The sequence below is a fragment of the Caballeronia sp. AZ7_KS35 genome (assembly GCF_023631045.1).
Lineage (GTDB): Bacteria > Pseudomonadota > Gammaproteobacteria > Burkholderiales > Burkholderiaceae > Caballeronia > Caballeronia zhejiangensis.
Genome location: NZ_JALQDV010000019.1, coordinates 13,490 through 37,536, shown reverse-complemented (window position 1 = coordinate 37,536; position 24,047 = coordinate 13,490). Strand labels below are relative to the sequence as shown.

The window sequence follows — 24,047 nt, the reverse complement described above, 5'->3', positions numbered from 1 at the left end:
AAACGCCGTCCATGTTTGAATGCGGCGTCTTTCAGGACGCCGCCGATGCCCATGACTTATTGCGCGATCGATTTCGGCACATCGAATTCAGCGGTGGCTTTGCCCGACGGATTGTCGATCCGGCTGGCGCCCGTCGAAGGCGAAGCGACGACGCTGCCCACCGCGGTTTTCTTCAACACCGACGAGAATAACCAGTCCTACGGCCGCGCGGCGCTCGAAGCGTACATCGACGGCTTCGACGGCCGCCTGATGCGCTCGATGAAGAGCATTCTCGGTTCGCCGCTCGCGGACAACAGCACCGACCTGGGCGACGGCTCGGCGATCAAATACACCGATGTCATCACGCTCTTTCTGCAGCATTTGAAGCAGAAGGCGCAGGCGCTCGCCGCCGAACCGCTCACGCGCGCGGTGCTCGGCCGCCCCGTATTTTTCGTCGACGACGATCCGCGCGCCGACCATCTCGCGCAAAAGCAGCTCGAAGCGTGCGCGCACGCGGTCGGCTTGCGCGAGATCCATTTCCAATACGAGCCGATCGCGGCGGCCTTCGACTATGAGGCCGGGCTGACGCAGGAAGGCCTCGTCCTGGTCGCCGATATAGGCGGCGGCACGTCGGACTTTTCGCTCGTGCGCGTCGGTCCGGAGCGCGCGCGGCATCTCGAGCGCAAGGGCGATGTGCTCGCGCACCACGGCGTGCACGTCGCCGGCACGGATTTCGACCGGCGCGTGGAACTCGCGACGGTGCTGCGCGAACTCGGCTATCAATCGCTCGATCCGAAAGGGCGCGAAGTGCCGAGCCCCGTGTATTTCGATCTCGCGACCTGGCATCTGATCAACACGGTCTATACGCCGAAGCGCGTGAGCGAATTGCAACTGATGCGCCATCTCTACACCGACGTGCGGCATCACGATCGGCTGATGCGCGTCGTGTATCGCCGGCTCGGGCACGCGCTGACCGCGCACGCCGAGGAAGCGAAGATCGACGTCGCCGCGGGCGGCACGACCGAAATCGACATGGAAGAGGTGGAAGAAGCGCTGCGCGTCGGGTTCGACGAGACGCAGCTCATCGCGGCCGGCGCGGACGAAACGCGGCGGATCGTCGAGGCGGCGCAAGAGACGCTCAAGCGGGCGGGCGTCGCGCCGGCGGACGTGGGCGCGGTCTATTTCACAGGTGGCACGACGGGCCTGCGATTCCTGTCGGACGCGCTTTCGGCGGCGTTTCCCGGCGCGAAACCGGTATTCGGCGATCGTCTCGCCAGCGTGGCGAAAGGACTCGGAATCTACGCGCAACGCATCTTCGCCTGATGCGGATCACGCAGCCGCGCAGAAAACAAAAAACCCCGCCGAAGCGGGGTTTTTCATACGAATTCTAGCGGGTCTTAGACCGGCTTGATGTTCGCGGCTTGCTTGCCCTTCGGGCCGGTCTTCACTTCGTAGGAAACCTTTTGGTTTTCCTGAAGCGTCTTGAAGCCTTCGATGCGGATTTCCGAGAAGTGCGCGAACAGATCTTCGCCGCCGCCATCCGGAGTGATGAAGCCAAAGCCCTTTGCGTCATTGAACCACTTGACGGTACCGGTTTCCATGTTACTTGTTCCAAAAAAATGATGAATAAGGCCGAAGCCCAGGGGTGCGGAAAATCAAGGAAGGGGCAATGGGACCAACCGGAGTACCGTGATGGCGAACTCGAAAGAACCAATTCACTCGCCACTTGAAATCCTGCAAGAAGCTTTATACGGCGAAACGATTTCGCGGTCAATTAATATCCGACAACTCTGAAGGGATTTTTTTGAGATGCGTAAGCAAATTTTACAGCGCTTGCGCATCCGGTCTCGACTGGCTCAAGGAATCCCCGCTTTAGGGCGAACTTCTCTCCAATATGCACTGCATTCGAAAGGTGCAACCGTTAAACTACGCGCCTTCTTGACGGTTGCACCGATATCGCCGGCTGCCAGACATGGTCGTTGCTGGATCGGGCAACGGCGGCTCCGCGAGCCGTTTCTATTCCGGCAGTGCGAGATATTTGGAGGAAAAGTGACAGAGAAGTCGATTAAGCGAAACATCGGTCCGTTGGCGCTGATGCTGACGGGCCTCGGATCCATCATCGGGTCGGGGTGGCTGTTCGGTGCGTGGAAGGCGTCGCAGATCGCCGGACCCGCCGCGATTTGCGCGTGGATCATCGGTGCGGTGGTCATCCTGGCGATTGCGCTGACCTACGCCGAACTGGGCGCAACCTTTCCCGAATCCGGCGGCATGGTGCGCTACGCGCGCTATTCGCACGGCGCGCTGGTCGGATTCATCAGCGCTTGGGCGAACTGGATCGCGATCGTGTCCGTCATTCCGATCGAAGCGGAAGCGTCCATCCAGTACATGAGCACCTGGCCGTACGAATGGGCGCACGAGCTGTTCGTCGGACATACGCTCACGACTACTGGCCTGCTGTTGTCGGCCGTGCTGGTCGTCATTTACTTCCTGCTGAATTACTGGGGCGTCAAGCTGTTCGCGCGCGCGAACTCGATCATCACGATCTTCAAGTTCCTGGTGCCGGGTTTGACGATCGGCGGCCTCGTCTTCTCGGGCTTCCATTCGGAGAACTTCGGCACGGCGTCGAATTTCGCGCCGTTCGGATGGTCCGCGGTTCTCACCGCCGTGGCGACGAGCGGGATCGTGTTCAGCTTCAACGGCTTTCAGAGCCCGGTGAACCTCGCGGGCGAGGCGCGCCATCCGGCGAAAAGCATCCCGTTCGCCGTGGTCGGTTCGATCCTGATCGCGCTCGTGATCTACGTGCTGCTTCAGATCGCATATATCGGCGCGGTGAATCCGGCGGATGTGGCGAAGGGCTGGCAGCACTTCAACTTTGCATCGCCGTTCGCGGAACTGGCGATCGCGCTCAACCTGAATTGGCTCGCCATCCTCTTGTACGTCGATGCGTTCGTCAGTCCGAGCGGCACCGGCACGACCTATATGGCCACGACCACGCGCATGATCTACGCGATGGAGCGCAACAACACGATGCCGAAGATGTTCGGCAACGTGCATCCGTTTTACGGCGTGCCGCGTCAGGCGATGTGGTTCAACCTGTTCGTGTCGTTCGTGTTCCTGTTCTTCTTCCGCGGCTGGGGCACGCTCGCGGCGGTGATCTCGGTGGCGACGGTCATCTCGTATCTCACCGGCCCGGTCAGCCTGATGGCGTTGCGCCGCGCGGCGCCGGATCTGGATCGCCCGGTCAATATTCCGCTGATGGGCCTGGTCGCGCCGTTCGCATTCGTGTGCGCGTCGCTTGTGCTGTTCTGGGCGAAGTGGCCGCTGACCGGCGAGATCATTCTGCTGATGGTCGTCGCGTTGCCGGTGTACTTCTATTTTCAGAGCAAGGTCGGTTTCGCAGGCTGGGGCCGCGATCTGAAGGCTGCTTGGTGGCTCGTGGCCTATCTGCCGTCGATGGCGGTCATGTCGCTGATCGGCAGCAAGGACTTCGGCGGAAACGGATTGCTGCCGTACGGCTGGGACATGGCGGCGGTCGCCGTGCTCGCGCTGATCTTCTATTACTGGGGCGTGCACACGGGTTATCGCACGACCTATCTCGAAGAGCGCGAAAGCACCGACGACATTCTTCACGAAGTCGGCGCGTAAGCGTTTCGCCTTCGCCGAACAAAGCCCGCCTGAGCGATCAGGCGGGCTTTTTTTCGATCAGTCGTCGGTGAAGACGTAGTTGGTCATCGCGAGCGCACGCTGGAATGTGCCGAGCGACTGGATGCCGAGCCGATAATCGTCCGCCGCCGCGCCGAGCGCGCTGAACACCGGCAGCAGATGCTCGTCGGTCGGATGCATCAGCGCGGCGTGCGGCGCGCGTGCGCGATAGTCGAGCAGGGCGTCGATGTCGCGTTCGGCCATGCGGCTCTCGAACCAGCCGGTGAATTCGGCCACGCGCGGATCGGCGTCTTCAGGGCGAGCGCTGAAATCGGCCATGCGCAGATTGTGCGTGATTTGCCCCGAACCGACGATCATCACGCCGTCATAGCGCAACTCGCGCAGCGCCCGGCCGATGCGGAAATGGTGCGCGGCATCGAGATGCGGCTGAATCGATAGCTGCGTGACCGGCACCTCGGCGTCGGGGAACATCAGCAGCATCGGCACCCATGCGCCGTGATCGAGCCCGTGATTCGTCGTCGCGGCGGGAATGCCTTGCGCGCCGAGCAGCGCGGCGGCGCGCTTTGCCAGATCGGGCGCGCCGGGCGCCGGATAGCGCAGTTCGTAGAGCGCGCGCGGGAAGCCGTAGAAGTCGTGGATGGTTTCCGGGCGCTCGGCCGTGCTAGCGACCGGCTGCGCCGTGCCCCAATGCGCGGACAGCATCAAAATGGCGCCGGGGCGCGGCAGCGTCTGACCGAGCGACGCGAATTCGGCGGACGGCATCGACGGGTCGATCGGCAGCGTCGGCGCGCCGTGGGAAATGAAAACGGTGGGGAGTCGGCTCATGGCGGCAAATTCCTAAGCGGTATGCCGTGAATGTAGTACCGCTAGCTTCGTTTATAAACGGTCCGGCGGGCAACGAATTGTGTCGCCGGCGTTGTCAATCCGACGCTTCGCCGCGCAGCCCGCGCCACGCGGGTGCAACCGGTTGGGCAAAGCCGAACAGATCGATGACGCGCGCGACGGTGTGATCGACCATTTCGTCGATGCTCGCGGGCTTCTGATAGAACGCCGGCAACGGCGGAAAGATCACACCGCCCATTTCGGTGACGGCCGTCATATTCCGCAGATGCGCGAGGTTGAACGGCGTTTCGCGCACAAGCAGCACCAGACGGCGACGTTCTTTCAGCACGACATCGGCGGCGCGAGTGATGAGATTGTCGGAGAGACCGTGCGCGATGCTCGCGAGCGTTCGCATCGAACAGGGTGCGACCACCATGCCGTCGGTTGCGAACGAACCCGACGCAATGGTCGCGCCGACATCGCGCACGCTGTGGACGACATCGGCGAACGCGTGGACCGCGGCTTTATCGAGTTCGAGTTCGTGCTGGATATTGAGCCAGCCGGCGCTGGAAACGAGCAGATGCGTCTCGACGCCGGACAGCCGGCGCAGCGTCTCGAGCAGACGCACGCCGTAGATGGCGCCCGTTGCGCCCGTGATCGCGACGATGAGCCGTCGTTTCGCGGCAGCGGGCGCGCTCACTTGCTAAAGACTTAAGCGGCGGCGAAAAGCTGTTGCAGTTCGCCCGATTGATACATCTCCATCATGATGTCCGAGCCGCCGATGAACTCGCCCTTCACGTAGAGCTGCGGAATGGTCGGCCAGTTGGAGAATTCCTTGATGCCCTGGCGGATGTCGTCGTCTTCGAGGACGTTCACGGTCTTGATCTGATCGACGCCGCATGCCTTGAGCACTTGGATTGCGCGGCCGGAGAAGCCGCACATCGGGAATTGCGCCGTGCCCTTCATGAAAAGGACGACCGCGTTCTGATCGACGATTTGCTTGATGCGTTCTTGCGTATCCATGGCGTTCCTGCGCTTGAGATTTCGGTGAGAGTTCTCGAAATGATAGCGGATTTCGATTACACGAGCCGGGCCGTCAGGCCGCGAACCGGCCGCCCGAGCAACGTTCGATGCCCGCGAGATCGCGCATCGAGTGCACGTCGCTGAAACCGCGTGCGGTGAGCAGCGCGCGCACCGATTCCGCCTGGTCGTAGCCGTGCTCGATCCACAGCGCGCCGTCGTGCGCGAGAAGACGCGGCGCGTTATCGACGATCGTGCGGATAGCGGACAAACCGTCGGCGTCGTCGGTGAGCGCGCCGCGCGGCTCGAAGCGCAGGTCGCCTTGTTCGAGATGCGGATCGCCGCTCGCGATATATGGCGGATTGCTGACGATCGCCTCGAACCGCAACGACGGATCGATGTTCGCGGTCCAATCGCTTTCGACGAAGGTCACGTTACCGCTCTTCAGCAGGCGCGAAGCGTTGCCGCGCGCGACATCGAGCGCGGCGCGCGACCGGTCGACGGCCCACACGCGCGCATCGGGCCGCGCGTGGGCGATCGAAATCGCGATCGCGCCGGTTCCCGTGCCGAGATCGAGCACGCGCGGGTTCGACGCATCGGCGATGGCTTCGAGCGTGAGTTCCACGAGCAACTCGGTTTCCGGCCGCGGGATCAGCACGTCGGGCGTCACGTCGAATTCGAGGCCGAAGAATTCGCGCTTGCCGATCAACTGCGCGATCGGCTCGCCGTTCGAGCGCCGCGCCGCGAGCGCCTCGAAACGCGCGACCGCGTCTTGCGGCAGCGTCTCGCGATCGCGCGTGATGAGTTCCGTGCGCCGCCAGCCGAGTACGTGCATCAAGAGAATGCGCGCTTCGAGCGGCGGCAGCGCGCACGCGCGCAATAACGCGGCGGCGTCGCTCACTCCGTTTCCCCGAGCGCCGCGAGCTGCTCCGCCTGATGCTCGGACACGAGCGCGCCGATCAGTTCGTCGAGATCGCCGTCCATGATGTACTCGAGCTTGTAGAGCGTGAGGTTGATGCGGTGATCCGTCATGCGCCCTTGCGGGAAGTTGTACGTGCGAATGCGTTCCGAACGGTCGCCCGAGCCGATCAGACTCTTGCGCGTCGCCGCTTCCTTCGCGTGCTGCTCGTGATACTGCTTGTCCTTGATGCGCGCGGCCAGCACCTTCAGCGCGCGATCCTTGTTCTTGTGCTGCGAGCGGTCATCCTGACATTCGACGACGATGCCCGTCGGCAAGTGCGTGACGCGCACCGCCGAATCCGTCTTGTTGATGTGCTGCCCGCCCGCGCCTGACGCGCGGAACGTATCGATGCGCAAATCGGCCGGATTGATGACGACTTCGCTGATCTCATCGGCTTCCGGCATCACCGCGACCGTGCACGCGGACGTATGAATGCGGCCTTGCGTTTCCGTCGCCGGAACCCGCTGCACGCGATGCCCGCCCGATTCGAACTTGAGCCGCGAATACGCGCCCTGTCCGGCGAGCCGCACGATCACTTCCTTATAGCCGCCGAGATCCGAGACGCTTTCTGACATCGTCTCGGCCGTCCAGCGATTGCGTTCCGCATAACGCAGATACATGCGCAGCAGATCGCCCGCGAACAGCGCGGATTCGTCGCCGCCCGTGCCCGCGCGAATTTCGATGAAGATGTTGCGATCGTCGTTCGGATCTTTCGGCAGAAGCATCGTCTGCAGTTCGCCTTCGATCTTCGTCATGCGCTCGCGCGCCTCGCCGATTTCCTCTTCGGCGAAATCGCGCATCGACGGATCGGAAAGCAGTTCCTGCGCGGTCGCTTCGTCGGTCAAAGCCTGTCGCCACAGAGCGTATTGCTCGACGATCGGACTGATTTCCGCGTGCTCGCGCGTGAGTTTCCGGTACTGATCCATGTCGGAAGTCACGTCTTCGCGGCTCAAAAGTTCGTTGAGATCGACCAGCCGCTTTGCAAGCTGGTCGAGCTTGCCTTGCATGCTCGTTTTCATCGGACGGAGATGACGCGGTGAGCGTCAGGAAGAACTGCGATCGGAAAGCCGCCGCGTAAATCGCGGACAGCCTTTGAGAATAGCAAAGAGAAGGCCGCTAACGTTCCGACGAATCGGACGACGAGCCGTGACGGTAGAAGCCGCTCATCAGGTCGATGAGCTGGTTGCGCTCCTCGCTGCTTGCTCGGTTGAGCGCGTGCGTCGGACCGTGAATCAGCTTGTTCGTGAGCGATTGCGAGAGCGCTTCGAGCACGGCGGCGGGGTCGTCGCCGCGCGCGAGCATCTTGCGCGCGCGTTCGAGTTCGGCGCGGCGCAGCGCGTCCGCCTGCGTGTGCATGTGGCGGATGACCGGCACGATGCTGCGCGCATCGAGCCATTGCATGAAATTCGCGACGCGCGTCTCGATGATCGATTCGGCCTGCGCGACCGCCGCCTGACGCGACGCGTTGCCCTCGCGCACGATCGCACCGAGATCGTCGACGGTGTAGAGGAACACGTCGTGCAAATTGCCGACTTCCGGCTCGATATCGCGCGGCACGGCGAGATCGACCATGAAGATCGGGCGATGCCGGCGCGCGCGCACTGCACGCTCGACCGCGCCGAGACCGATGATCGGCAGCGTCGACGCCGTGCACGACACGATGATGTCGAACTCGTGCATGCGCGACGGCAATTCGGAAAGCGGAATCGCGCGGCCGTTGAAGCGGCCGGCGAGCTTCTCGCCGCGCTCCGCCGTGCGGTTGGCGACGACCAGCTCACGCGGATTCTGCGCCGCGAAATGGGTGGCGCAGAGCTCGATCATTTCGCCCGCGCCGATGAACAGCACGCGCTGGCTGGAAATATTCTCGAAGATGCGCTGCGCGAGGCGCACGGCGGCGGCGGCCATCGAGACGGATTGCGCGCCGATTTCGGTCGTCGTGCGAACTTCCTTCGCGACTGCGAACGTGCGCTGGAACAACTGATTGAGATACGTGCCGAGCGCGCCGGCTTCGGACGCGGTGCGCACCGCGTCCTTCATTTGTCCGACGATTTGCGTCTCTCCGAGCACCATCGAGTCCAGCCCCGATGCGACGCGGAACGCGTGACGCACCGCTTCCGACTGCGGCAGCGCATACACATGCGGCGCGAGCTCGGGAACGGGGATGTTGTGGTACTTCGAGAGCCACTGGATCGCAGCTTCGCGGGCGGCGGAGTCGTCGGTGGCGCAGTAGAGTTCTGTGCGATTGCAGGTCGAGAGAATCGCCGCTTCGGGCGACGCCTTCGCGAGCGGGCCAAGCCAAATGTCCTTCAGCGCGCCCAGCGCGGGCTTCAGCTGTTCGAGCGGAAACGCCACGCGTTCGCGCAGAGCGACAGGCGCAGTGTGGTGGTTGATTCCGATCGTGAGGAGCTGCATTTTTTTGGGCTGATGCTTTGGGCCTAAGCCGATGGCCTTTCAGATAGCCCAATATTATAGCCTTTTGCGTATTTCTTCATTTATAGGTGGCATTTGGGGCGCGACCGCGCCCGAAGTGCCGAAAACGCCCGCGCAGCCGGGCGTCGAGCGGTTTGCCGGAACGAGCGTGTGACAGAAAGCCGCGCCGGTCAGCGGAAATACTTCGCAAGCTCGAGCGCTCGCGCCTCCAGTTCCTCGATCGGCATTTCATCGGTTCGGCGCGCCATTTGCCGGTTTCGCGCGCTATGTTCTTCCTCGCAGATCGCGGCGCGTGACGCGGAGTCATGATTCAGATGAAACAGCGAGGAATCCGGTCCGGCAAGTGCATGCCAACGCAGACCGAGCCGCGCGCCGCGGATGAACAGGTCGTCGTCCTCGCCGCCCCAGCCCGTGAACTGCGGATCCACGCCGCCGATACGGATGAATTCCGGGCGTTCAAAAAGGTTGATTGCGCCCGGCGTGTTGGCGTAGAGCACATTGATATCGTCTGGTAAATCGCCTTCCATGAACGGAGCGAATTCGTCGAAGTTTCCCGATTCGATAAACGTTTGGCGTCGATCGCCTGAAACATTCAGCACGCGCGAGAAGGGGCAAAGCACGTCGCTGGCATCGCCGTCCATTAATGCGTCGACGGCCGATTTCATCATGCGTGGATTGGCGATCATATCGGCATCGTGCATGCAGATAATCGGGCTTTTTGCCATTAACGCACCGAGATTGACGAGCCTCGCTTTCGGAAACGGGCCGGTATCGTGCACGAATACGTGCCGGATGCGCGAATCGCCGATCTCGGTCCAACTGAACGTGGGCGCGGCGTCCGCTTCGATCAGCCAGATGTGAAAGTCCGAATAGGTGCGGACAAGGTGGCGCAGAACGCCACGCAGGTTATCGCGCCTTTCCTGACCGGAGCCGCGATACGTGACGATCATTTCGAGACCACGCAGGGAAATTGGATTGGCTTCAGTCATAGGAAAATGCCGCCTTTGAAACCGTCAATTCGTCGCGTGAAAATCAGTAACGCGATTAACGAAGTGGCGATAAATGTGAGGTTCGCTTTATAAATGGCAAGAATATATATAAAGCGCAAAGATGAAAGGATTTTATCATTCGGCCGAGCGGCGGAGTTTCGGAAAACTCGCATAATCTTCTCAAAAAGAAGAAGCGCGCTTTTGGTTCCCTTCGATGCGATTTCGGTACGCGCATTCCGAGCCTTGCGCTCCCCATATCCGGCCCCTAAACTCAAGCGCTACGTCGCGCCGAGGATTGCCCTAAATCATGTACATCCACCGATCTGCTCCGCTTTGCAACGAATCGACACCGATGGAACATCGCCGCTGATGGGCTGGATCGGACTGATTTTTCTCGGTGCGGTGATCGGCGCGGCGGGCTGGTGGCTGCATCCGCTGCGCCGTGCGGGACGCGTCGCGCGCGGTCCGGCGGGCTACGTCTGGACGGCCATCGCCGCTGGCATACTGGCGACGGTTGTTGCGCGCATGCTCGGCAATATCGTCGATGTATATCACGACGGCGACACGCTCGAATGGCTCGCGTGCGCGGTCTTCGCGCTCTTCGTCGTGACGACGACTGTCGGACTGGCGGCGCGCCGCTGATCTCGATTTCGTGACGCGGGCGGGTGATCCTTGCCGCGCGTCGTGCTCTTCGCGCCCTACGCGGGCTTTCAAGCAGGTGACTTCATGAACGATCGCATTGCAGATTCAGCCATTCCGGAACCCGCCATGTTCGCGAGCCGCATCGAGTCGTTGCGCGGCCAGATGGCGCGCGAAAAGCTCGCCGCCGTGCTGATTCCATCGGCGGATCCGCATCTTTCCGAATATCTGCCGGAACGCTGGCAAGGGCGTCAGTGGCTTTCGGGCTTCACCGGCTCGGTCGGCACGCTCGTGGTGACGGCGGACTTCGCGGGCGTCTGGGTCGACAGCCGCTACTGGACACAAGCCGAGACGCAACTCGCCGGCACCGGCATCGTGCTCATGAAGATGATGGGCGGGCAGCAGACCGCCCCGCACGTCGACTGGCTCGCTGAAAACGTCGCATCGGGCGCGACGGTCGCCGTCGACGGCACCGTGCTCGGCGTCGCGGCGGCGCGTGCACTGTCCGATGCGCTGAGTGCGCGCGGCATCGTATTACGCACCGATGTCGATCTGCTCGATGCCGTGTGGCCCGCGCGTCCCGGCTTGCCGGAGGCGGCCGTCTACGAGCACGCGGCGCCGAATGCGAGCGTCGCTCGCGCGGACAAGCTCGCGCAAGTGCGCGACGCGATGCGTGCCAAAGGCGCGCAATGGCACTTCGTTTCCACACTCGACGATCTCGCGTGGATCTTCAATCTGCGCGGCGGCGACGTGAGCTACAACCCGGTTTTCGTCGCGCACGCGCTGATCGGTCTCGACGATGCGACGATTTTCGTCGCGGACGGCAAGATTCCGGGCGCGCTCGTCGAATCGCTGTCGCGCGACAACGTGCGCGTCGCGCCGTACGCGGCCGCATCGGAATCGCTCGCGTCGCTGCCCGCGGGCGCGACGCTCCTGATCGACCCGCGCCGAATCACGCACGGCTTGCTGGAGAAAGTGCCGTCGGCGGTGAAAATCGTCGAGGCGGTGAATCCGTCGACGTTCGCGAAGTCGCGCAAGACCGCGGCGGAAGCGGAGCAGATCCGCGCGACGATGGAGCAGGACGGCGCCGCGCTCGCCGAATTCTTCGCGTGGTTCGAGGAGGCGCTGGGACGCGAGCGCATCACGGAACTGACCATCGACGAGAAGCTGACTGCCGCGCGTGCGCGCCGCCCGGGTTTCGTCACGCTGAGCTTCGGCACGATCGCGGGCTTCAACGCGAACGGCGCGATGCCGCATTACCGCGCGACGGAAGCGTCGCATGCGGTCATCGAAGGCAACGGTCTGCTGCTGATCGATTCGGGCGGCCAATATCTGAGCGGCACCACGGACATCACGCGTGTCGTGCCGATCGGCGAGATCACGGCCGAGCACAAGCGCGATTTCACCGTCGTGCTGAAGGGTACGATGGCGCTTTCGCGCGCGCGTTTTCCGCGCGGCATCCGTTCGCCGATGCTCGATTCGATCGCGCGCGCGCCGATCTGGGAAGCGGGCGCGGACTACGGCCACGGCACGGGACACGGCGTCGGCTATTTCCTGAACGTGCACGAAGGCCCGCAAGTAATTTCGCACTACGCGCCCGCCGAACCGTGGACGGCGATGGAAGAGGGCATGATCACGTCGGTCGAGCCGGGCATTTATCGGCCGGGCAAGTGGGGCATCCGCATCGAGAATCTCGTGATGAACCAGGCGGCGGGCAAGACCGAATTCGGCGATTTCCTCGAATTTGAAACGCTGACGCTTTGTCCGATCGACGCGCGCTGCATCGATGTGTCGTTGCTGCGCGAAGACGAACGCGCGTGGCTCAACGCGTATCACGAAACCGTGCGGCGCCGCGTGTCGCCGCATGTGACGGGCAAGGCGCTGGCATGGCTCGAAGAGCGGACCAAGGCGATCTGACCCACGGAGCAGCGAGCAATGACCATCAAGGCAGTCGTATTCGATTTCGGCGGCGTGCTGATCGACTGGAATCGCGAATATCTCTACAAGCATCTAATTCCAGACGACACCGAGCGCCGCTGGTTCCTCGACAACGTCTGCAAGATGGAATGGGTCGTGCAACAGGACGGCGGGCAGACCATCGAGGACGGCACCGCCGAACTGATCGCCGTCTATCCCGAGCACGAAGCGCTGATCCGCGCGTTCTACGCACGCTGGCCGGAAATGGTGTCCGGCGTGCTGGAAGAGGGCGTGGCGCTCGTCGACCGGCTCGAAGCGGCGGGCGTGCCGCTCTTCGGCCTCACGAACTGGTCGGCGGAGACGTTTCCGTATGCGTGGGAACGCTTCGACGTCTTGCGGAAGTTTCGCGAGATCGTCGTGTCAGGGCGCGTGGGCCTCGTGAAGCCTGATCCGCAGATTTTCGGTTTGATGCGCGCGGAAATCGAACGGCATCTGCCGGGCGTTCAGCCGAACGAGCTCGTGTTCATCGACGACAACCCGATGAACGCGCAAGCCGCGACGGCGCTCGGCTGGCACGGCGTTCACTACACCGGCGCGCTGGAAACCGAAACGAAGCTGCGCGCGCTGAATCTGCCGATCTGAAAGTAAAGCGAGAAGGCGACGCGCTATTGCCCGAGCAGGTTCTTCAGCGCGTTGCCGATTCCCCGAACCGTATCGCCCGCGCCGCGCGCGACGCCTTCAGCGCTGACGCCCAGCGCCTTCGCGAATCCCGCCGCGAGCTTCTTCGACAGACTCTCGCTCAGCGAAAATTTCGGATCGCGCAGATCGCCTTCGAGCGTGAAGTCGAGCTTGATCTGTTCCTTGCGGTCTTTGAGCGCGGCGATCGCGGCTTTCGTCGGAATCGAGAGAAAGGTGTCGAGCGCGTTGCCGCTATCGCTGATCTGCAGATGATTCAGCGTCAACGTGCCGGGCGCGTGAATGCGGTAATTCTTCACGGTTGCATCGATCGTCATGTCGATGGTGCCGCCTGTCACCGCCGCCTTTGCGCCGGCCTTCTTCAGCAGATACGGATCGAGCGTCGCGACATCGACGTTGCGCAGCGTCGCGCGCGTCTGCGAATCCTTGTTGGCGATGATCATCCAGCCGCCCCACGTGACGTTGCCCGTGTGCGACGGACCTTTGATGGAACCGGTCATCGAAAGCTCGGTGCGCTCGGTGAGCGCGGGCAGATGCAGATGATCGACAGTGGCGCGCGCATCGCCGATCAGCACGCGATACGGCGGGTTCTGCACGGAGCCGTCGAAGAACTCCATCGAGCCGCGCTCGAACGACACGCGATCGATGATTTTTTCTTCTTGCGCGTGCTCCTGACGTTCCTTGCTGTCGGGCCGGGCGTCGGCTTCGCGCGCGGTTTCCTTGAGGCCGGGCAGGATGCGTACGCGGCCATCGGCGGAGCGGACGATCGACAGATAGTAGTTGTCGACGCTCACGCTGCGCAGATGAATCGGCCTCGAGATGAGCGATTGCATGTCGACGTCGAGCACGATGCGCTCCGCGCGCATCGCGTCGCCGGCTGGCCAGTCTTTCGGGCCGCGCAGCCGCACGCGCGAGAGCGTGACGTGCCCGAAGCCGACGTCGATCTCTTCCACCGAACCGTTCGGGCCGAGCGTCTCGAGGATCCGCTCTTTCATCTGATGGACGACGAAAAACCAGCCGCCGATCACCACGACGACGAGCGCCACGACGATTCCGATTGCCCAAAGCGCTCCCCGCCGCGCGCTCGATCCCGCCATCTGCGTGTGTCTCCGTGTCGGCTTACTGGAAAGCGTCGCTCGAAAAAGTAAGTGGCGACTGCGCCCTACACAGTCGCCACTTTTACGCCTGATGTCGGTGCGCGCGCCCGCATAGGCTATTTCGTCAGACGTTAGCGCGTGATCGGCTTGTAGCGCAGACGCTTGGGCTTCGCGGCTTCCTCGCCGAGACGCTTGCGCTTGTCGGCCTCGTATTCCTGATAGTTGCCGTCGAAGAATTCGACGTGCGAATCGCCCTCGAACGCGAGGATGTGCGTCGCGATGCGGTCGAGGAACCAGCGGTCGTGCGAAATCACCATCACGGAGCCGGCGAATTCGAGCAGCGCGTCTTCGAGCGCGCGCAGCGTTTCGACGTCGAGGTCGTTCGACGGTTCGTCGAGCAGCAGCACGTTGCCGCCCGCGATGAGCGTCTTCGCCAGATGCAGACGTCCGCGCTCGCCGCCGGACAGATTGCCGACGAGTTTCTGCTGATCGCTGCCCTTGAAGTTGAAGCGGCCGATATACGCGCGCGACGGCGTTTCGTATTTGCCGACCGTGAGGACGTCGGCGCCGCCGGAGATTTCCTCGAAGACGGTCTTGTCGGCGGCGAGCGCATCGCGGCTCTGATCGACGTACGCGAGCTTGACCGTCGGTCCCTTGACGATTTCGCCCGAATCCGGCTGCTCCTTGCCGGTCAGCATGCGGAAGAGCGTGGACTTACCCGCGCCGTTCGGCCCGATGATGCCGACGATCGCGCCCGCCGGAATCTTCATGTTCAGGTTGTCGATGAGCAGGCGGTCGCCATACGCCTTGCTGACGTTCTTGAACTCGATGACTTCATTGCCGAGGCGATCGCCGACCGGAATGAAGATTTCCTGCGTTTCGTTGCGCTTCTGGTATTCCTGGCTGTTGAGTTCCTCGAATCGCGCGATACGCGCCTTCGATTTCGCCTGACGTCCCTTCGGATTCTGCCGCACCCATTCGAGTTCTTTCTTGATCGCCTTCTGACGCGCGGATTCGCTCGCCTCTTCCTGCTTCAGGCGGTCTTCCTTCTGATCGAGCCAGCTCGAATAGTTGCCCTTCCACGGAATGCCGTGTCCGCGGTCGAGTTCGAGAATCCATTCGGCGGCGTTATCGAGGAAGTAGCGATCGTGCGTCACCGCGACGACGGTGCCCGGATAGCGCGTCAGAAACTGTTCGAGCCATTCGACGGATTCGGCGTCGAGGTGGTTGGTCGGTTCGTCGAGGAGCAGCATGTCGGGCTTTTGCAGCAGCAGCTTGCACAGCGCGACGCGACGCTTTTCGCCGCCCGACAGATGTTCGATTTTCGCGTCCCACGCGGGCAGGCGCAGCGCGTCGGCGGCGACTTCGAGTTGCTGCTCGGGGCTGCCGCCATCGCTCGTCGAGAGGATGGCTTCGTACTTCGCCTGTTCGGCGGCGAGCGCGTCGAAATCGGCGTCGGGTTCGGCGTAGGCGGCGTAGATTTCGTCGAGCTTCTTTTGCGCCAGGAAGACATCGCCGAGACCTTCTTCGACGGCTTCACGCACGGTCTGCTGCGGATCGAGCTGCGGCTCCTGCGGCAGATAGCCGATGTTCAGATTGGGCATCGGCGTGGCTTCGCCTTCGATGTCCTTGTCGACGCCCGCCATGATGCGGATGAGCGTCGATTTGCCGGAACCGTTCAGGCCGAGCAGACCGATTTTGGCGCCGGGGAAGAACGAAAGGGAGATGTCTTTCAGGATCTGACGCTTCGGCGGGACGATCTTGCCGACGCGGTTCATGGTGAAGACGTATTGGGCCATGTTGTCCTAGCTGGATGGATGAATGCGGGGCGCCCGGTTCGGCGCGCGAGGATGTTCGGTGGCGCGGATTCGCGCGTTCCCGCCGTGGCGTTTCGCGCAGGCGGGATTAGGTGGCATTGTACTTCGCGGTGGAGGCGGTCATTGCCAGGCGGCTACGCCCCCGTGCCGCGAGCATGTGCCGCTGTGATGCTGGCTGAAGCTGTAGGAGCCGTCGCGGCATTGCGCGGTCGCGCCCGCGGGGACAGCGCCGGAGCGCGTGCGCGCGGGCGAGTGGACGACGTTGCCGTCGCGGTTGACGTAATGACCGTGGTTGTCGAGATCGGACTCGTCGGGCTGCGGTTGATACTGGTACGGGTTGCCGCGATAGGCGAAGGCGTCGGACGTTGCGAGCAAGCTCGCCGCGATCAGCGTGAAAGCTGTGAATGCGCGCAGTGCGTGTCTCTGCATCTCGTGGTTATGTCTCGTTGTTTTTGTCGATCGCAGCGTTGCTGCGTTGTCTCGTCCGCGCAAGAAAAAAGCGGAGTGTCCATGAAAAGACACTCCGCTTCGCGAGGCAAGCAGCTTTGACGTTTCTTTACGTCGCGCGTCAGACGTTAAACAAGAAATTCATGACATCCCCGTCGTGCACGACATACTCCTTCCCTTCGGCGCGCATCTTCCCGGCTTCCTTCGCCCCTTGCTCGCCCTTATAAGCGATGTAGTCATCGAACGAGATGGTCTGCGCGCGAATGAACCCGCGCTCGAAATCCGTGTGAATGGCACCCGCCGCCTGGGGCGCCGTATCGCCGATATGAATCGTCCACGCGCGCACTTCCTTCACGCCCGCCGTGAAGTACGTCTGCAGGCCGAGCAGCTTGAAACCCGCGCGAATCACGCGATTCAAGCCCGGCTCGTCCATGCCCATGTCGGCGAGGAATTCGAGCTTGTCGGCATCGTCGAGATCGGCGATTTCCGCTTCGATCGCCGCGCACACCGCGACCACCGGCGCGTTTTCCGCTTCCGCATGCTTGCGCACCGCGTCGAGATGCGGGTTGTTCTCGAAGCCGTCGTCCTTCACGTTCGCGACGTACATCGTCGGCTTGGACGTGATCAGACAGAACGGCTTGATGAGCAGCAGTTCTTCTTCCGTCAGCGAAAGGCCGCGCACCGGCTTCGCCTGATCGAGCTGCGCGCGCACTTTTTCCAGCACGGCGACGAGCTTGATCGCTTCCTTGTCGTTGCCCGACTTCGCCGCCTTCGAATAGCGCGCCTGCGCTTTTTCGACCGTCGCCAGATCGGCGAGCGCGAGTTCAGTATTGATGACTTCGATATCCGCAATCGGATCGATCTGGCCCGCGACGTGGATCACGTTCTCGTCCTCGAAGCAGCGCACGACGTGCGTGATCGCGTCGGTTTCGCGGATGTTCGCGAGGAACTGATTGCCGAGGCCTTCGCCTTTCGACGCACCGGCGACGAGCCCCGCGATATCGACGAATTCGACGACCGCCGGCAGGATGCGCTCGGGCTTCACGATTTCGGCGAGCGCGGTGAGGCGCGCGTCCGGCACTTCGACGACGCCGACGTTCGGCTCGATCGTGCAGAACGGATAGTTTTCGGCGGCAATGCCCGCCTTGGTCAACGCATTGAAAAGAGTGGACTTGCCGACATTAGGCAAGCCGACGATGCCGCATTGGAGGCTCATGGAATCCTTCGAACTGGTAAGACGGCGCGGGCCGCGCGGGTTTCGTCAAAAATGGTGCGCAATGAGCGGGCGAGAACCGCCCGCCACGCTACGGCCGCGTGCGGCGGCCAGGCAAACCGCTATTGTACCGCCGCACCGTCGCGGGCAAGCGCCGCCGCCGGCTCGCAAACCCGTTCGAACCCCACGGCTATAATGCCCGGATGACTCCGCATCCACTGAAATTTCACGCTATCGTCGTCGGCGGCGGGCTCGTCGGCAAGACGGCGGCGCTCGCGCTCGCGCAATCCGGGCTGCGCACCGCGCTCGTCGCGTCGCGCGCGGCTGGCCTGCCGCCGGGCGCGGCGTTCGATTCGCGCATCTACGCGCTGTCGTCGAGCTCGCAGGCGCTGCTGGAGCGTCTGCGCGTCTGGCAGGCGCTCGATCGTTCGCGGCTCGGTCCCGTCTTCGACATGCGCGTGTTCGGCGATGCCCACGCGGAATTGCACTTCTCGGCGTTTCAGGCGTCGGTGCCGCAGCTCGCGTGGATCGTGGAATCGTCGCTGATCGAGCAATCGCTCGATGCCGCGTTGCGCTTTTCGCCGAGTCTTTCGTGGTTCGAATCGCGCGCGCAGGGCATGACGGTCGAAGCCGACGCCGCGCACATTGCGCTCGCGAGCGGCGAAATGCTGGAGACGGATCTGATCGTCGGCGCGGACGGCGCGCATTCGTGGGTGCGCGCGCAAATGGGCGCGAAGATGAATCGGCGCGATTATCGGCAGACGGGCGTCGTCGCCAATTTCAAGGCCGAAAAGCCGCACGGCGAAACGGCGTACCAATGGTTCCGCGATACCGAAATCATCGCGCTCTTGCCGCTGCCGGGCGATCACGTTTCGCTCGTGTGGTCCGCGCGCACCGAACACGCCGACGAACTGCTCGCGCTCGATCCGGCGCAACTCGCCGCGCAAGTCGAAACGGCAACGCAAAACCAGCTCGGCACGCTCGATTGCGTGACGCCGGCGCAAGGCTTTCCGCTCGGGCTGCAAACCGTCGACAAACTCGTCGCGCCGCGTGTTGCGCTCGTCGGCGATGCCGCGCATCTGATTCATCCGCTCGCGGGGCAGGGCATGAACCTCGGCCTGCGCGACGTCGCCGCGCTCGCGGACGTCATCGCGAACAAGGAGTCGTTCCGCGATCTCGGCGATCCGATCCTCCTTCGCCGATACGAACGCGCGCGCCGTGAAGACATCCAGAAGCTCATGTTCGCGACCGACGGCCTGCAGCGGCTTTTCGCCGTGCCGGGTACGCTCGCGCGCGCGGTCCGCAACACCGGCATGGCGTTCGTCGGCGCGCAGCCGCTCATCAAGCGCTGGCTCGTCTCGGCGGCGCTCGGCTGAAACAATCTCACTTTCTCGGGCGCGATGCCGCACGACTCACAGGAAACCGCATGAAAACCACCCTCAGACTGGCCCTGGCGACGGCCGCGGCGCTCGCCGTGACGCTCGGCGTCGGCTGTTCGGCGCAGGCCGATCAGACCACCGACAAGCTCAAGTCGGCGCTCGAATCGCGCATGGGCGACGCGACCATCAAGAGCATCGAAAAGACGCCGATTCCCGGTCTCTACGAGGTGAATCTCGGCTCCCAGATCGTGTATAGCGACGCGAGCGGCAATTACGTGCTGATCGGCGATCTCGTCGATACACGGAACAGCAAGAACCTGACCGAGGCGCGGCTTGCCGAAACCAACAAGATCGACTTCGCGAAGCTGCCGTTCGAGAACGCGGTGAAGGTCGTGAAGGGCAACGGCAGCCGCAAGATCGCGGTGTTTTCCGATCCGAACTGCCCGTACTGCAAGCAACTCGAATCGACGCTGAAGTCGATCGACAACGTGACGGTCTACACCTTCCTGTATCCGGTGCTCTCGCCCGATTCGACGGCCAAGTCGAAGTCGATCTGGTGCGCGCAGGATCGCGGTGTGTCGTGGGAAAGCTGGATGCTCGATCACAAGGCGCCGACCGCGTCGGGATCGTGCGATACGACCGCCATCGACAAGAATCTAAAGCTCGGCCGCGCGATGAACGTCACCGGCACGCCGACCGTATTCCTCGCCGATGGCCGGCGTCTGCCAGGCGCCGTGCCCGCCGACCGGCTCGAAAAGGAACTGTCCGCCGTGCGCTGAGCGCGGTCCGAAACGAAGAAGGGAGGCGCGTCATGCGCCTCCTGTGTTTTTACGGCCTTGCTTTTCCGAAAGCGCAGCGTAAACAAGCAAGGCGCCGGGCGCGGTTCGTTCAAGATCGACGCGCCCAGAACAAGAACAAAGGACATCGAGATGACTACGCTTTTGCAAACGGTGCAGCCCGTCCGCTACCGCATCGTTCCGAAAAATCCCGCCGCGCATCTCTTCGAAGTGACGCTGACCGTAGCCGTTCCCGATCCGGCCGGCCAGCGCTTCATGCTGCCGGTCTGGATTCCGGGCAGCTACATGATCCGCGAGTTCGCACGCAACATCGCGACGCTGCAGGCGTTCAACGCGGCGGGCCGCAAGATCGCCATCGAAAAGATCGACAAGCACGCGTGGCAAGCCGCGCCGACCGACGGCCCGATCACGCTGCGCTACGAGGTCTACGCGTGGGACATGTCGGTGCGCGCCGCGCATCTCGACGACACCGTCGGCTTCTTCAACGGCACGAGCACGTTCCTCGCGGTGGAAGGGCAGTCGGGCGCGCGGTGCGTCGTCGATATCGAACCGCCGCAGGGCGGCGCGTATCGCAACTGGCGCGTCGCGACGGCGCTTTCAGAAGCGCGCGGCACGAAGCGCTACGGTTTCGGCGCCTATGAAGCGGCGAATTACGACGAACTCGTCGACCATCCGGTCACGCTCGGTGAATTCGCGCTCGGCAGTTTCAGCGCGCACGGCGTGAAGCACGACATCGTGATTTCGGGGCGCGTCGTCAATCTCGATATGAACCGGCTCGCCGCCGACCTGAAGCGCGTCTGCGAAGCGCAGATCGCGCTCTTCGAGCCGCGCACGAAGAAAGCGCCGATGGAGCGCTACGTGTTCATGACCGTCGCCGTCAGCGATGGTTACGGCGGGCTGGAGCATCGCGCATCGACGGCGCTCATCTGCAATCGCACGGATCTGCCGGTGCAGGGCCGCCCGGAAACGACCGAGGGTTATCGCACGTATCTCGGCCTGTGCAGCCACGAGTATTTCCATACGTGGAACGTGAAGCGGATCAAGCCGGCGACGTTCGCGCCGTACGATCTGTCGCAGGAAAATTACACGACGCTCTTGTGGCTCTTCGAAGGCTTCACGTCGTACTACGACGATCTGATGCTCGTGCGCAGCGGCCTGATTTCCGCCGGCGATTATTTCAGTCTGCTCGGCAAGACGATCGGCGGCGTGCTGCGCGGCTCCGGGCGGTTCAAGCAATCGGTCGCGCAAAGCTCGTTCGACGCCTGGGTGAAGTACTACCGCGCCGACGAAAACGCGTCGAACGCGATCGTCAGCTATTACCAGAAAGGCTCGCTCGTCGCGCTGGCGTTCGATCTGTCGATTCGCGCGCAGACCGACAACCGCAAGTCGCTCGACGACGTGATGCGTCTGCTTTGGCAGCGCTACGGTCGCGAGTTTTACAACGGCAAGGGGCGCGGCATTGCGGAGGAAGACGTCGAGGCGCTTTTCGCCGAAGCGACCGGCGCTGACCTGCGCTCGCTGTTCCGCGACGGCGTGCGCGGCACGCGCGATCTGCCGCTCGACGCGCTTTTCGAGCCGTTCGGCATCGCGCTCGCCCCCGATCTGCCGGGCAACGGCGCGGCGGTCAAGCCGTCGCTCGGCGCGCGCGTGCGTGGCGGCGCGGATTGCACGCTGGCCGTCGTCCACGAAGGCAGCGCGGCGCAGAAGGCGGGATTGTCGGCGGGCGATGTGCTCGTCGCGATCGACGGACTGCGCGTCAACGGCTCGAATCTCGATGCGCTGCTGTCGCGTTATCTGCCGGGCGCGAAAGTGGAGGTGCACGCGTTCCGTCGCGACGAGCTGCGCCGCACCGAGGTCAAGCTGGACGGACCGGAAGTCGCGCGTTACGTGCTGACGGCCATCGACGGTCGGGGTCCGTCGAAACAATGGCGCGAGCGCTGGCTGAAAGGCTGATTGCCGGAATATGTGGCGGATTGTTCTATCGGTGCAACGATCCGTCACGATCTGACGGCTTTTTCCCGAAGGTCGAAATGAGAAGAATGCTTCCTAACGGGACGCCGAGTGCGCCCGAACCTCTCAGAGACAGGAAGCCATCATGACGACGATTCTCCAGATCAACTCCGCCGCCCGTTCGCAAGGCGCTCAATCGACGCTGCTCGCCGACGAACTGACCGCGAAACTGCAACAAAGCAATCCGGGCGCGAAGGTGGTCGTGCGCAATCTGCTGGGCGACGCGCTGCCGCATCTCGACGACGCCACGCTCGGCGCGTTCTTCACGCCCGCCGATCAGCGCACTGCGGAGCAAGCCGCGATCAACGCCAAGAGCGAAGCGCTGATCGCCGAGCTGCAAGCCGCGAATATCGTCGTAATCGCAGCGCCGCTGTACAACTTCGGCATCTCGTCGCAACTGAAGACGTATTTCGACTGGATCGCGCGTGCGGGCATCACGTTCAGCTACACCGCGAATGGTCCGGAAGGTCTCGTGAAGGGCAAGAAGGTGTACGTGGTGTCGGCGCGCGGCGGCAAGTACGCAGGCACGCCGAACGATTCGCAGACGCCGTTCCTCAAGACGTTCCTCGGCTTCCTCGGCATGACGGACGTGAACTTCATCTACGCCGAAGGCCTGAACATGGGACCGGAAGCGGCTGGCGCGGCACTCGCGTCGGCGCGTGAGGCGATCGCAGCGGTTTAAGCGCTTTCGTATCGAAGAAAAACCCCGCGTGGCGGGGTTTTTTGCGTTTCAGGCGAGCAATTCAGGCTCGGCGGGCAGACGCCAGTCGATCGGCGCGCGTCCGTGCTTCGTCAGATATTCGTTCGCGAGCGCGAAGTGCCCGCAGCCGAAGAATCCGCGGTACGCCGACAACGGCGACGGATGCGCCGCCTCCAGCACGCAATGCGCCTTCTGCGTGTCGTCGATCAGCTTGCGCTTCGCCTGCGCGTGTGCGCCCCACAGCATGAACACGAGGCCATCGTGACGCTGCGCCATTTCGTGGATCAGCGTGTCGGTGCATTGTTCCCAGCCGCGTTTCGCGTGGCTTCCGGCTTTATCGCGCTCGACCGTCAGCGACGTGTTCAGCAGCAGCACGCCTTGTTTGGCCCACGAATCGAGGCAACCGTGCGCGGGCGCGGGAAATCCGAGACTCGCGTGAATCTCCTTGAAGATGTTGCGCAAGGACGGCGGCGGGCGCACGGGTGCGGGCACCGAAAACGCGAGGCCGTGCGCTTGCGGCGCGCCTTTGTCCTCGCCGTGATACGGGTCTTGTCCGAGGATGACGACCTTCACGTCGGCAGGACTCGTGAGGCGCAGCGCGCGAAAGACATCGGCGGGATAGACGGTCTTGCCGGCGGCGCGCTCGGCATCGACGAACGCGCACAACGCCGCGTAATGCTTGCTGTCGATGAACGGCTTCAGATGGCGGCGCCAGTCGGCGGGCAGCGCGTCGAACTGACTTTCGAGCGTCGTGGAGTTCGACGACGCGTTCGCGGCTTCGTTATCCGCGAAAAGGGAAGGCTGCTGATTCATGCGTTGCGGTTCTTGCCTTCGGGCGGCTCGCGCAGCAGATAGCCGCGCTGCGCCTTGCTGAGGTCTTCGGGAACGATCTCGGGAAACGCGCCGCGCAATTCCGCCGCGAGCATCGAAAGCGCGCTTTCCTCGCCGGATTTCAGTTCCAGCTCCAGCTCGCTGATATCCGCGCGACGCGTCGTGCCGTCGACGTCCGCCGTGATTTCGCCGCGATCCAGCGCGACTTCGATATGCGAACCCTCGCGCTCGATGTCCCAGACGATGCGCCTGAAGTTGGTCTTGAACAGCGCGATCAGGTCCGGCGCGGCGCGTTCCAGCGCTTCGCGCGCGGCGTCGTTGTCGCAGGCGGCGATGAGCGCATCGATTTCGAGCGCTTCGCCTTGCACCGGCAACTCCCACTCGTGCCGGTTGCTCAGGCCAGCCACCGATTTGCCGAGCGTCTTGAACGTCTGCAGCCATTGCTCCGGCGTGCGGCGCAGGCGCAGCGCGGATTTCGCCTTCGCGAGCGCGCAGTCCGGCGTGTCGAAGTAGACGTTGGCAAGCTCGATCGGCTTGCCCGCGCCGGTGCGTTCGTCGAAGAAGCGCGCCACGTCGTCGTGTTGCGACGGCGCGAGCGCGAGTTTCAATTCCCGTTCGATGCCCATGCGGTTCCCGTCGA

The 24,047-nt window shown here is 63.2% G+C and carries 24 protein-coding genes; 10 read left to right on the top strand and 14 right to left on the bottom strand.

Annotated elements, in window-relative coordinates; all coding sequences use genetic code 11:
* Positions 1-51 precede the first annotated feature (51 nt).
* Positions 52-1,302: an Hsp70 family protein gene (locus NCT05_RS15015; RefSeq protein ID WP_250502660.1), complete on the top strand. Its 1,251-nt coding sequence runs from the start codon at positions 52-54 to the stop codon at positions 1,300-1,302.
* A gap of 74 nt (positions 1,303-1,376) precedes the next feature.
* Here NCT05_RS15015 and NCT05_RS15010 read toward each other — a convergent pair whose 3' ends face one another.
* Positions 1,377-1,580 (bottom strand): cold-shock protein, encoded by a 204-nt coding sequence (locus NCT05_RS15010; protein WP_007000074.1) that lies wholly within the window; start codon positions 1,578-1,580, stop codon positions 1,377-1,379.
* Positions 1,581-2,073: 493 nt separating this feature from the next.
* Between NCT05_RS15010 and NCT05_RS15005 the strand changes: the two genes are divergently transcribed.
* Complete coding sequence (locus NCT05_RS15005; protein WP_075583595.1) at positions 2,074-3,624, top strand: APC family permease; 1,551 nt, start codon at positions 2,074-2,076, stop codon at positions 3,622-3,624.
* Between the two features lie 57 nt (positions 3,625-3,681).
* On the opposite strand, the gene NCT05_RS15000 is transcribed toward NCT05_RS15005, so the two are convergent.
* The 7 genes from NCT05_RS15000 to NCT05_RS37010 form a co-directional block, all read right to left on the bottom strand.
* The gene (locus tag NCT05_RS15000) at positions 3,682-4,467 is read right to left on the bottom strand and encodes a DODA-type extradiol aromatic ring-opening family dioxygenase (RefSeq protein WP_250502658.1); all 786 of its coding nucleotides are present in this window, start codon (positions 4,465-4,467) and stop codon (positions 3,682-3,684) included.
* A gap of 94 nt (positions 4,468-4,561) precedes the next feature.
* Positions 4,562-5,164: a UbiX family flavin prenyltransferase gene (locus NCT05_RS14995; RefSeq protein ID WP_034473917.1), complete on the bottom strand. Its 603-nt coding sequence runs from the start codon at positions 5,162-5,164 to the stop codon at positions 4,562-4,564.
* An 11-nt stretch (positions 5,165-5,175) separates the two neighbouring features.
* Positions 5,176-5,487: a Grx4 family monothiol glutaredoxin gene (gene grxD / locus NCT05_RS14990; RefSeq protein WP_008344391.1), complete on the bottom strand. Its 312-nt coding sequence runs from the start codon at positions 5,485-5,487 to the stop codon at positions 5,176-5,178.
* A gap of 73 nt (positions 5,488-5,560) precedes the next feature.
* Positions 5,561-6,385 (bottom strand): peptide chain release factor N(5)-glutamine methyltransferase, encoded by an 825-nt coding sequence (prmC, locus tag NCT05_RS14985; protein ID WP_239295460.1) that lies wholly within the window; start codon positions 6,383-6,385, stop codon positions 5,561-5,563.
* Positions 6,382-7,464 carry a peptide chain release factor 1 gene (gene prfA / locus NCT05_RS14980; protein ID WP_034473922.1) on the bottom strand — a complete coding sequence of 361 codons (1,083 nt, stop codon included), beginning with the start codon at positions 7,462-7,464 and terminating at the stop codon, positions 6,382-6,384. Before prfA ends, prmC begins: the two co-directional genes overlap by 4 nt.
* Before the next feature lie 97 nt (positions 7,465-7,561).
* Complete coding sequence (gene hemA / locus NCT05_RS14975; protein WP_008344394.1) at positions 7,562-8,857, bottom strand: glutamyl-tRNA reductase; 1,296 nt, start codon at positions 8,855-8,857, stop codon at positions 7,562-7,564.
* 188 nt (positions 8,858-9,045) lie between these two features.
* The gene (locus NCT05_RS37010) at positions 9,046-9,654 is read right to left on the bottom strand and encodes a glycosyltransferase family 2 protein (RefSeq protein WP_250502657.1); all 609 of its coding nucleotides are present in this window, start codon (positions 9,652-9,654) and stop codon (positions 9,046-9,048) included.
* Here NCT05_RS37010 and NCT05_RS14965 point away from each other — a divergent pair.
* The 4 genes from NCT05_RS14965 (at position 9,649) to NCT05_RS14950 (ending at position 13,062) form a co-directional block, all read left to right on the top strand.
* Positions 9,649-9,957: a hypothetical protein gene (locus NCT05_RS14965; protein ID WP_250502656.1), complete on the top strand. Its 309-nt coding sequence runs from the start codon at positions 9,649-9,651 to the stop codon at positions 9,955-9,957. The two genes, NCT05_RS37010 and NCT05_RS14965, sit on opposite strands and share 6 nt — an antisense overlap.
* A gap of 276 nt (positions 9,958-10,233) precedes the next feature.
* Positions 10,234-10,506, top strand: coding sequence for a hypothetical protein (locus NCT05_RS14960; RefSeq protein ID WP_034473925.1), 273 nt, complete (start codon positions 10,234-10,236; stop codon positions 10,504-10,506).
* 126 nt (positions 10,507-10,632) lie between these two features.
* Positions 10,633-12,420 carry an aminopeptidase P family protein gene (locus NCT05_RS14955; RefSeq protein ID WP_502801794.1) on the top strand — a complete coding sequence of 596 codons (1,788 nt, stop codon included), beginning with the start codon at positions 10,633-10,635 and terminating at the stop codon, positions 12,418-12,420.
* A gap of 18 nt (positions 12,421-12,438) precedes the next feature.
* Positions 12,439-13,062, top strand: a complete 624-nt coding sequence (locus tag NCT05_RS14950) for an HAD family hydrolase (RefSeq protein WP_250435229.1) — start codon at positions 12,439-12,441, stop codon at positions 13,060-13,062.
* A gap of 23 nt (positions 13,063-13,085) precedes the next feature.
* Here NCT05_RS14950 and NCT05_RS14945 read toward each other — a convergent pair whose 3' ends face one another.
* The 4 genes from NCT05_RS14945 to ychF all read right to left on the bottom strand — a co-directional run bounded on the left by NCT05_RS14945 (position 13,086) and on the right by ychF (position 17,693).
* The gene (locus tag NCT05_RS14945) at positions 13,086-14,213 is read right to left on the bottom strand and encodes a DUF748 domain-containing protein (RefSeq protein ID WP_250502654.1); all 1,128 of its coding nucleotides are present in this window, start codon (positions 14,211-14,213) and stop codon (positions 13,086-13,088) included.
* A gap of 131 nt (positions 14,214-14,344) precedes the next feature.
* Complete coding sequence (gene ettA, locus NCT05_RS14940; RefSeq protein ID WP_008344405.1) at positions 14,345-16,012, bottom strand: energy-dependent translational throttle protein EttA; 1,668 nt, start codon at positions 16,010-16,012, stop codon at positions 14,345-14,347.
* Positions 16,013-16,150: 138 nt separating this feature from the next.
* Positions 16,151-16,459 (bottom strand): DUF3761 domain-containing protein, encoded by a 309-nt coding sequence (locus NCT05_RS14935; protein WP_008344406.1) that lies wholly within the window; start codon positions 16,457-16,459, stop codon positions 16,151-16,153.
* 139 nt (positions 16,460-16,598) lie between these two features.
* The gene (gene ychF / locus NCT05_RS14930) at positions 16,599-17,693 is read right to left on the bottom strand and encodes a redox-regulated ATPase YchF (protein ID WP_034473932.1); all 1,095 of its coding nucleotides are present in this window, start codon (positions 17,691-17,693) and stop codon (positions 16,599-16,601) included.
* Between the two features lie 200 nt (positions 17,694-17,893).
* Here ychF and NCT05_RS14925 point away from each other — a divergent pair, with 200 nt between their 5' ends.
* The 4 genes from NCT05_RS14925 (at position 17,894) to NCT05_RS14910 (ending at position 22,558) form a co-directional block, all read left to right on the top strand.
* Positions 17,894-19,066 carry a UbiH/UbiF family hydroxylase gene (locus NCT05_RS14925; protein WP_034473934.1) on the top strand — a complete coding sequence of 391 codons (1,173 nt, stop codon included), beginning with the start codon at positions 17,894-17,896 and terminating at the stop codon, positions 19,064-19,066.
* A 50-nt stretch (positions 19,067-19,116) separates the two neighbouring features.
* Positions 19,117-19,848, top strand: coding sequence for a DsbC family protein (locus tag NCT05_RS14920; protein ID WP_244807656.1), 732 nt, complete (start codon positions 19,117-19,119; stop codon positions 19,846-19,848).
* 171 nt (positions 19,849-20,019) lie between these two features.
* Positions 20,020-21,819 carry a M61 family metallopeptidase gene (locus NCT05_RS14915; protein ID WP_250502659.1) on the top strand — a complete coding sequence of 600 codons (1,800 nt, stop codon included), beginning with the start codon at positions 20,020-20,022 and terminating at the stop codon, positions 21,817-21,819.
* 142 nt (positions 21,820-21,961) lie between these two features.
* Complete coding sequence (locus NCT05_RS14910) at positions 21,962-22,558, top strand: FMN-dependent NADH-azoreductase (RefSeq protein ID WP_250440218.1); 597 nt, start codon at positions 21,962-21,964, stop codon at positions 22,556-22,558.
* Positions 22,559-22,606: 48 nt separating this feature from the next.
* On the opposite strand, the gene NCT05_RS14905 is transcribed toward NCT05_RS14910, so the two are convergent.
* Positions 22,607-23,389 (bottom strand): uracil-DNA glycosylase, encoded by a 783-nt coding sequence (locus tag NCT05_RS14905; RefSeq protein ID WP_008344418.1) that lies wholly within the window; start codon positions 23,387-23,389, stop codon positions 22,607-22,609.
* Positions 23,386-24,033: a CYTH domain-containing protein gene (locus NCT05_RS14900; RefSeq protein WP_008344419.1), complete on the bottom strand. Its 648-nt coding sequence runs from the start codon at positions 24,031-24,033 to the stop codon at positions 23,386-23,388. The genes NCT05_RS14905 and NCT05_RS14900 overlap by 4 nt, the downstream gene beginning before the upstream one ends.
* Between the last annotated feature and the right edge of the window lie 14 nt (positions 24,034-24,047).

What these genes read in the sequence shown, in the direction of transcription:
- NCT05_RS15015 (WP_250502660.1), top strand. Translation starts at nt 52, where the DNA reads ATGACTTATTGCGCGATCGATTTCGGCACATCGAATTCAGCGGTGGCT.
- NCT05_RS15010 (WP_007000074.1), bottom strand. Translation starts at nt 1,580, where the DNA reads ATGGAAACCGGTACCGTCAAGTGGTTCAATGACGCAAAGGGCTTTGGC.
- NCT05_RS15005 (WP_075583595.1), top strand. Translation starts at nt 2,074, where the DNA reads ATGCTGACGGGCCTCGGATCCATCATCGGGTCGGGGTGGCTGTTCGGT.
- NCT05_RS15000 (WP_250502658.1), bottom strand. Translation starts at nt 4,467, where the DNA reads ATGAGCCGACTCCCCACCGTTTTCATTTCCCACGGCGCGCCGACGCTG.
- grxD (WP_008344391.1), bottom strand. Translation starts at nt 5,487, where the DNA reads ATGGATACGCAAGAACGCATCAAGCAAATCGTCGATCAGAACGCGGTC.
- prfA (WP_034473922.1), bottom strand. Translation starts at nt 7,464, where the DNA reads ATGAAAACGAGCATGCAAGGCAAGCTCGACCAGCTTGCAAAGCGGCTG.
- hemA (WP_008344394.1), bottom strand. Translation starts at nt 8,857, where the DNA reads ATGCAGCTCCTCACGATCGGAATCAACCACCACACTGCGCCTGTCGCT.
- NCT05_RS14960 (WP_034473925.1), top strand. Translation starts at nt 10,234, where the DNA reads ATGGGCTGGATCGGACTGATTTTTCTCGGTGCGGTGATCGGCGCGGCG.
- NCT05_RS14955 (WP_502801794.1), top strand. Translation starts at nt 10,633, where the DNA reads ATGTTCGCGAGCCGCATCGAGTCGTTGCGCGGCCAGATGGCGCGCGAA.
- NCT05_RS14950 (WP_250435229.1), top strand. Translation starts at nt 12,439, where the DNA reads ATGACCATCAAGGCAGTCGTATTCGATTTCGGCGGCGTGCTGATCGAC.
- NCT05_RS14945 (WP_250502654.1), bottom strand. Translation starts at nt 14,213, where the DNA reads ATGGCGGGATCGAGCGCGCGGCGGGGAGCGCTTTGGGCAATCGGAATC.
- ettA (WP_008344405.1), bottom strand. Translation starts at nt 16,012, where the DNA reads ATGGCCCAATACGTCTTCACCATGAACCGCGTCGGCAAGATCGTCCCG.
- NCT05_RS14935 (WP_008344406.1), bottom strand. Translation starts at nt 16,459, where the DNA reads ATGCAGAGACACGCACTGCGCGCATTCACAGCTTTCACGCTGATCGCG.
- ychF (WP_034473932.1), bottom strand. Translation starts at nt 17,693, where the DNA reads ATGAGCCTCCAATGCGGCATCGTCGGCTTGCCTAATGTCGGCAAGTCC.
- NCT05_RS14925 (WP_034473934.1), top strand. Translation starts at nt 17,894, where the DNA reads ATGACTCCGCATCCACTGAAATTTCACGCTATCGTCGTCGGCGGCGGG.
- NCT05_RS14920 (WP_244807656.1), top strand. Translation starts at nt 19,117, where the DNA reads ATGAAAACCACCCTCAGACTGGCCCTGGCGACGGCCGCGGCGCTCGCC.
- NCT05_RS14910 (WP_250440218.1), top strand. Translation starts at nt 21,962, where the DNA reads ATGACGACGATTCTCCAGATCAACTCCGCCGCCCGTTCGCAAGGCGCT.
- NCT05_RS14905 (WP_008344418.1), bottom strand. Translation starts at nt 23,389, where the DNA reads ATGAATCAGCAGCCTTCCCTTTTCGCGGATAACGAAGCCGCGAACGCG.
- NCT05_RS14900 (WP_008344419.1), bottom strand. Translation starts at nt 24,033, where the DNA reads ATGGGCATCGAACGGGAATTGAAACTCGCGCTCGCGCCGTCGCAACAC.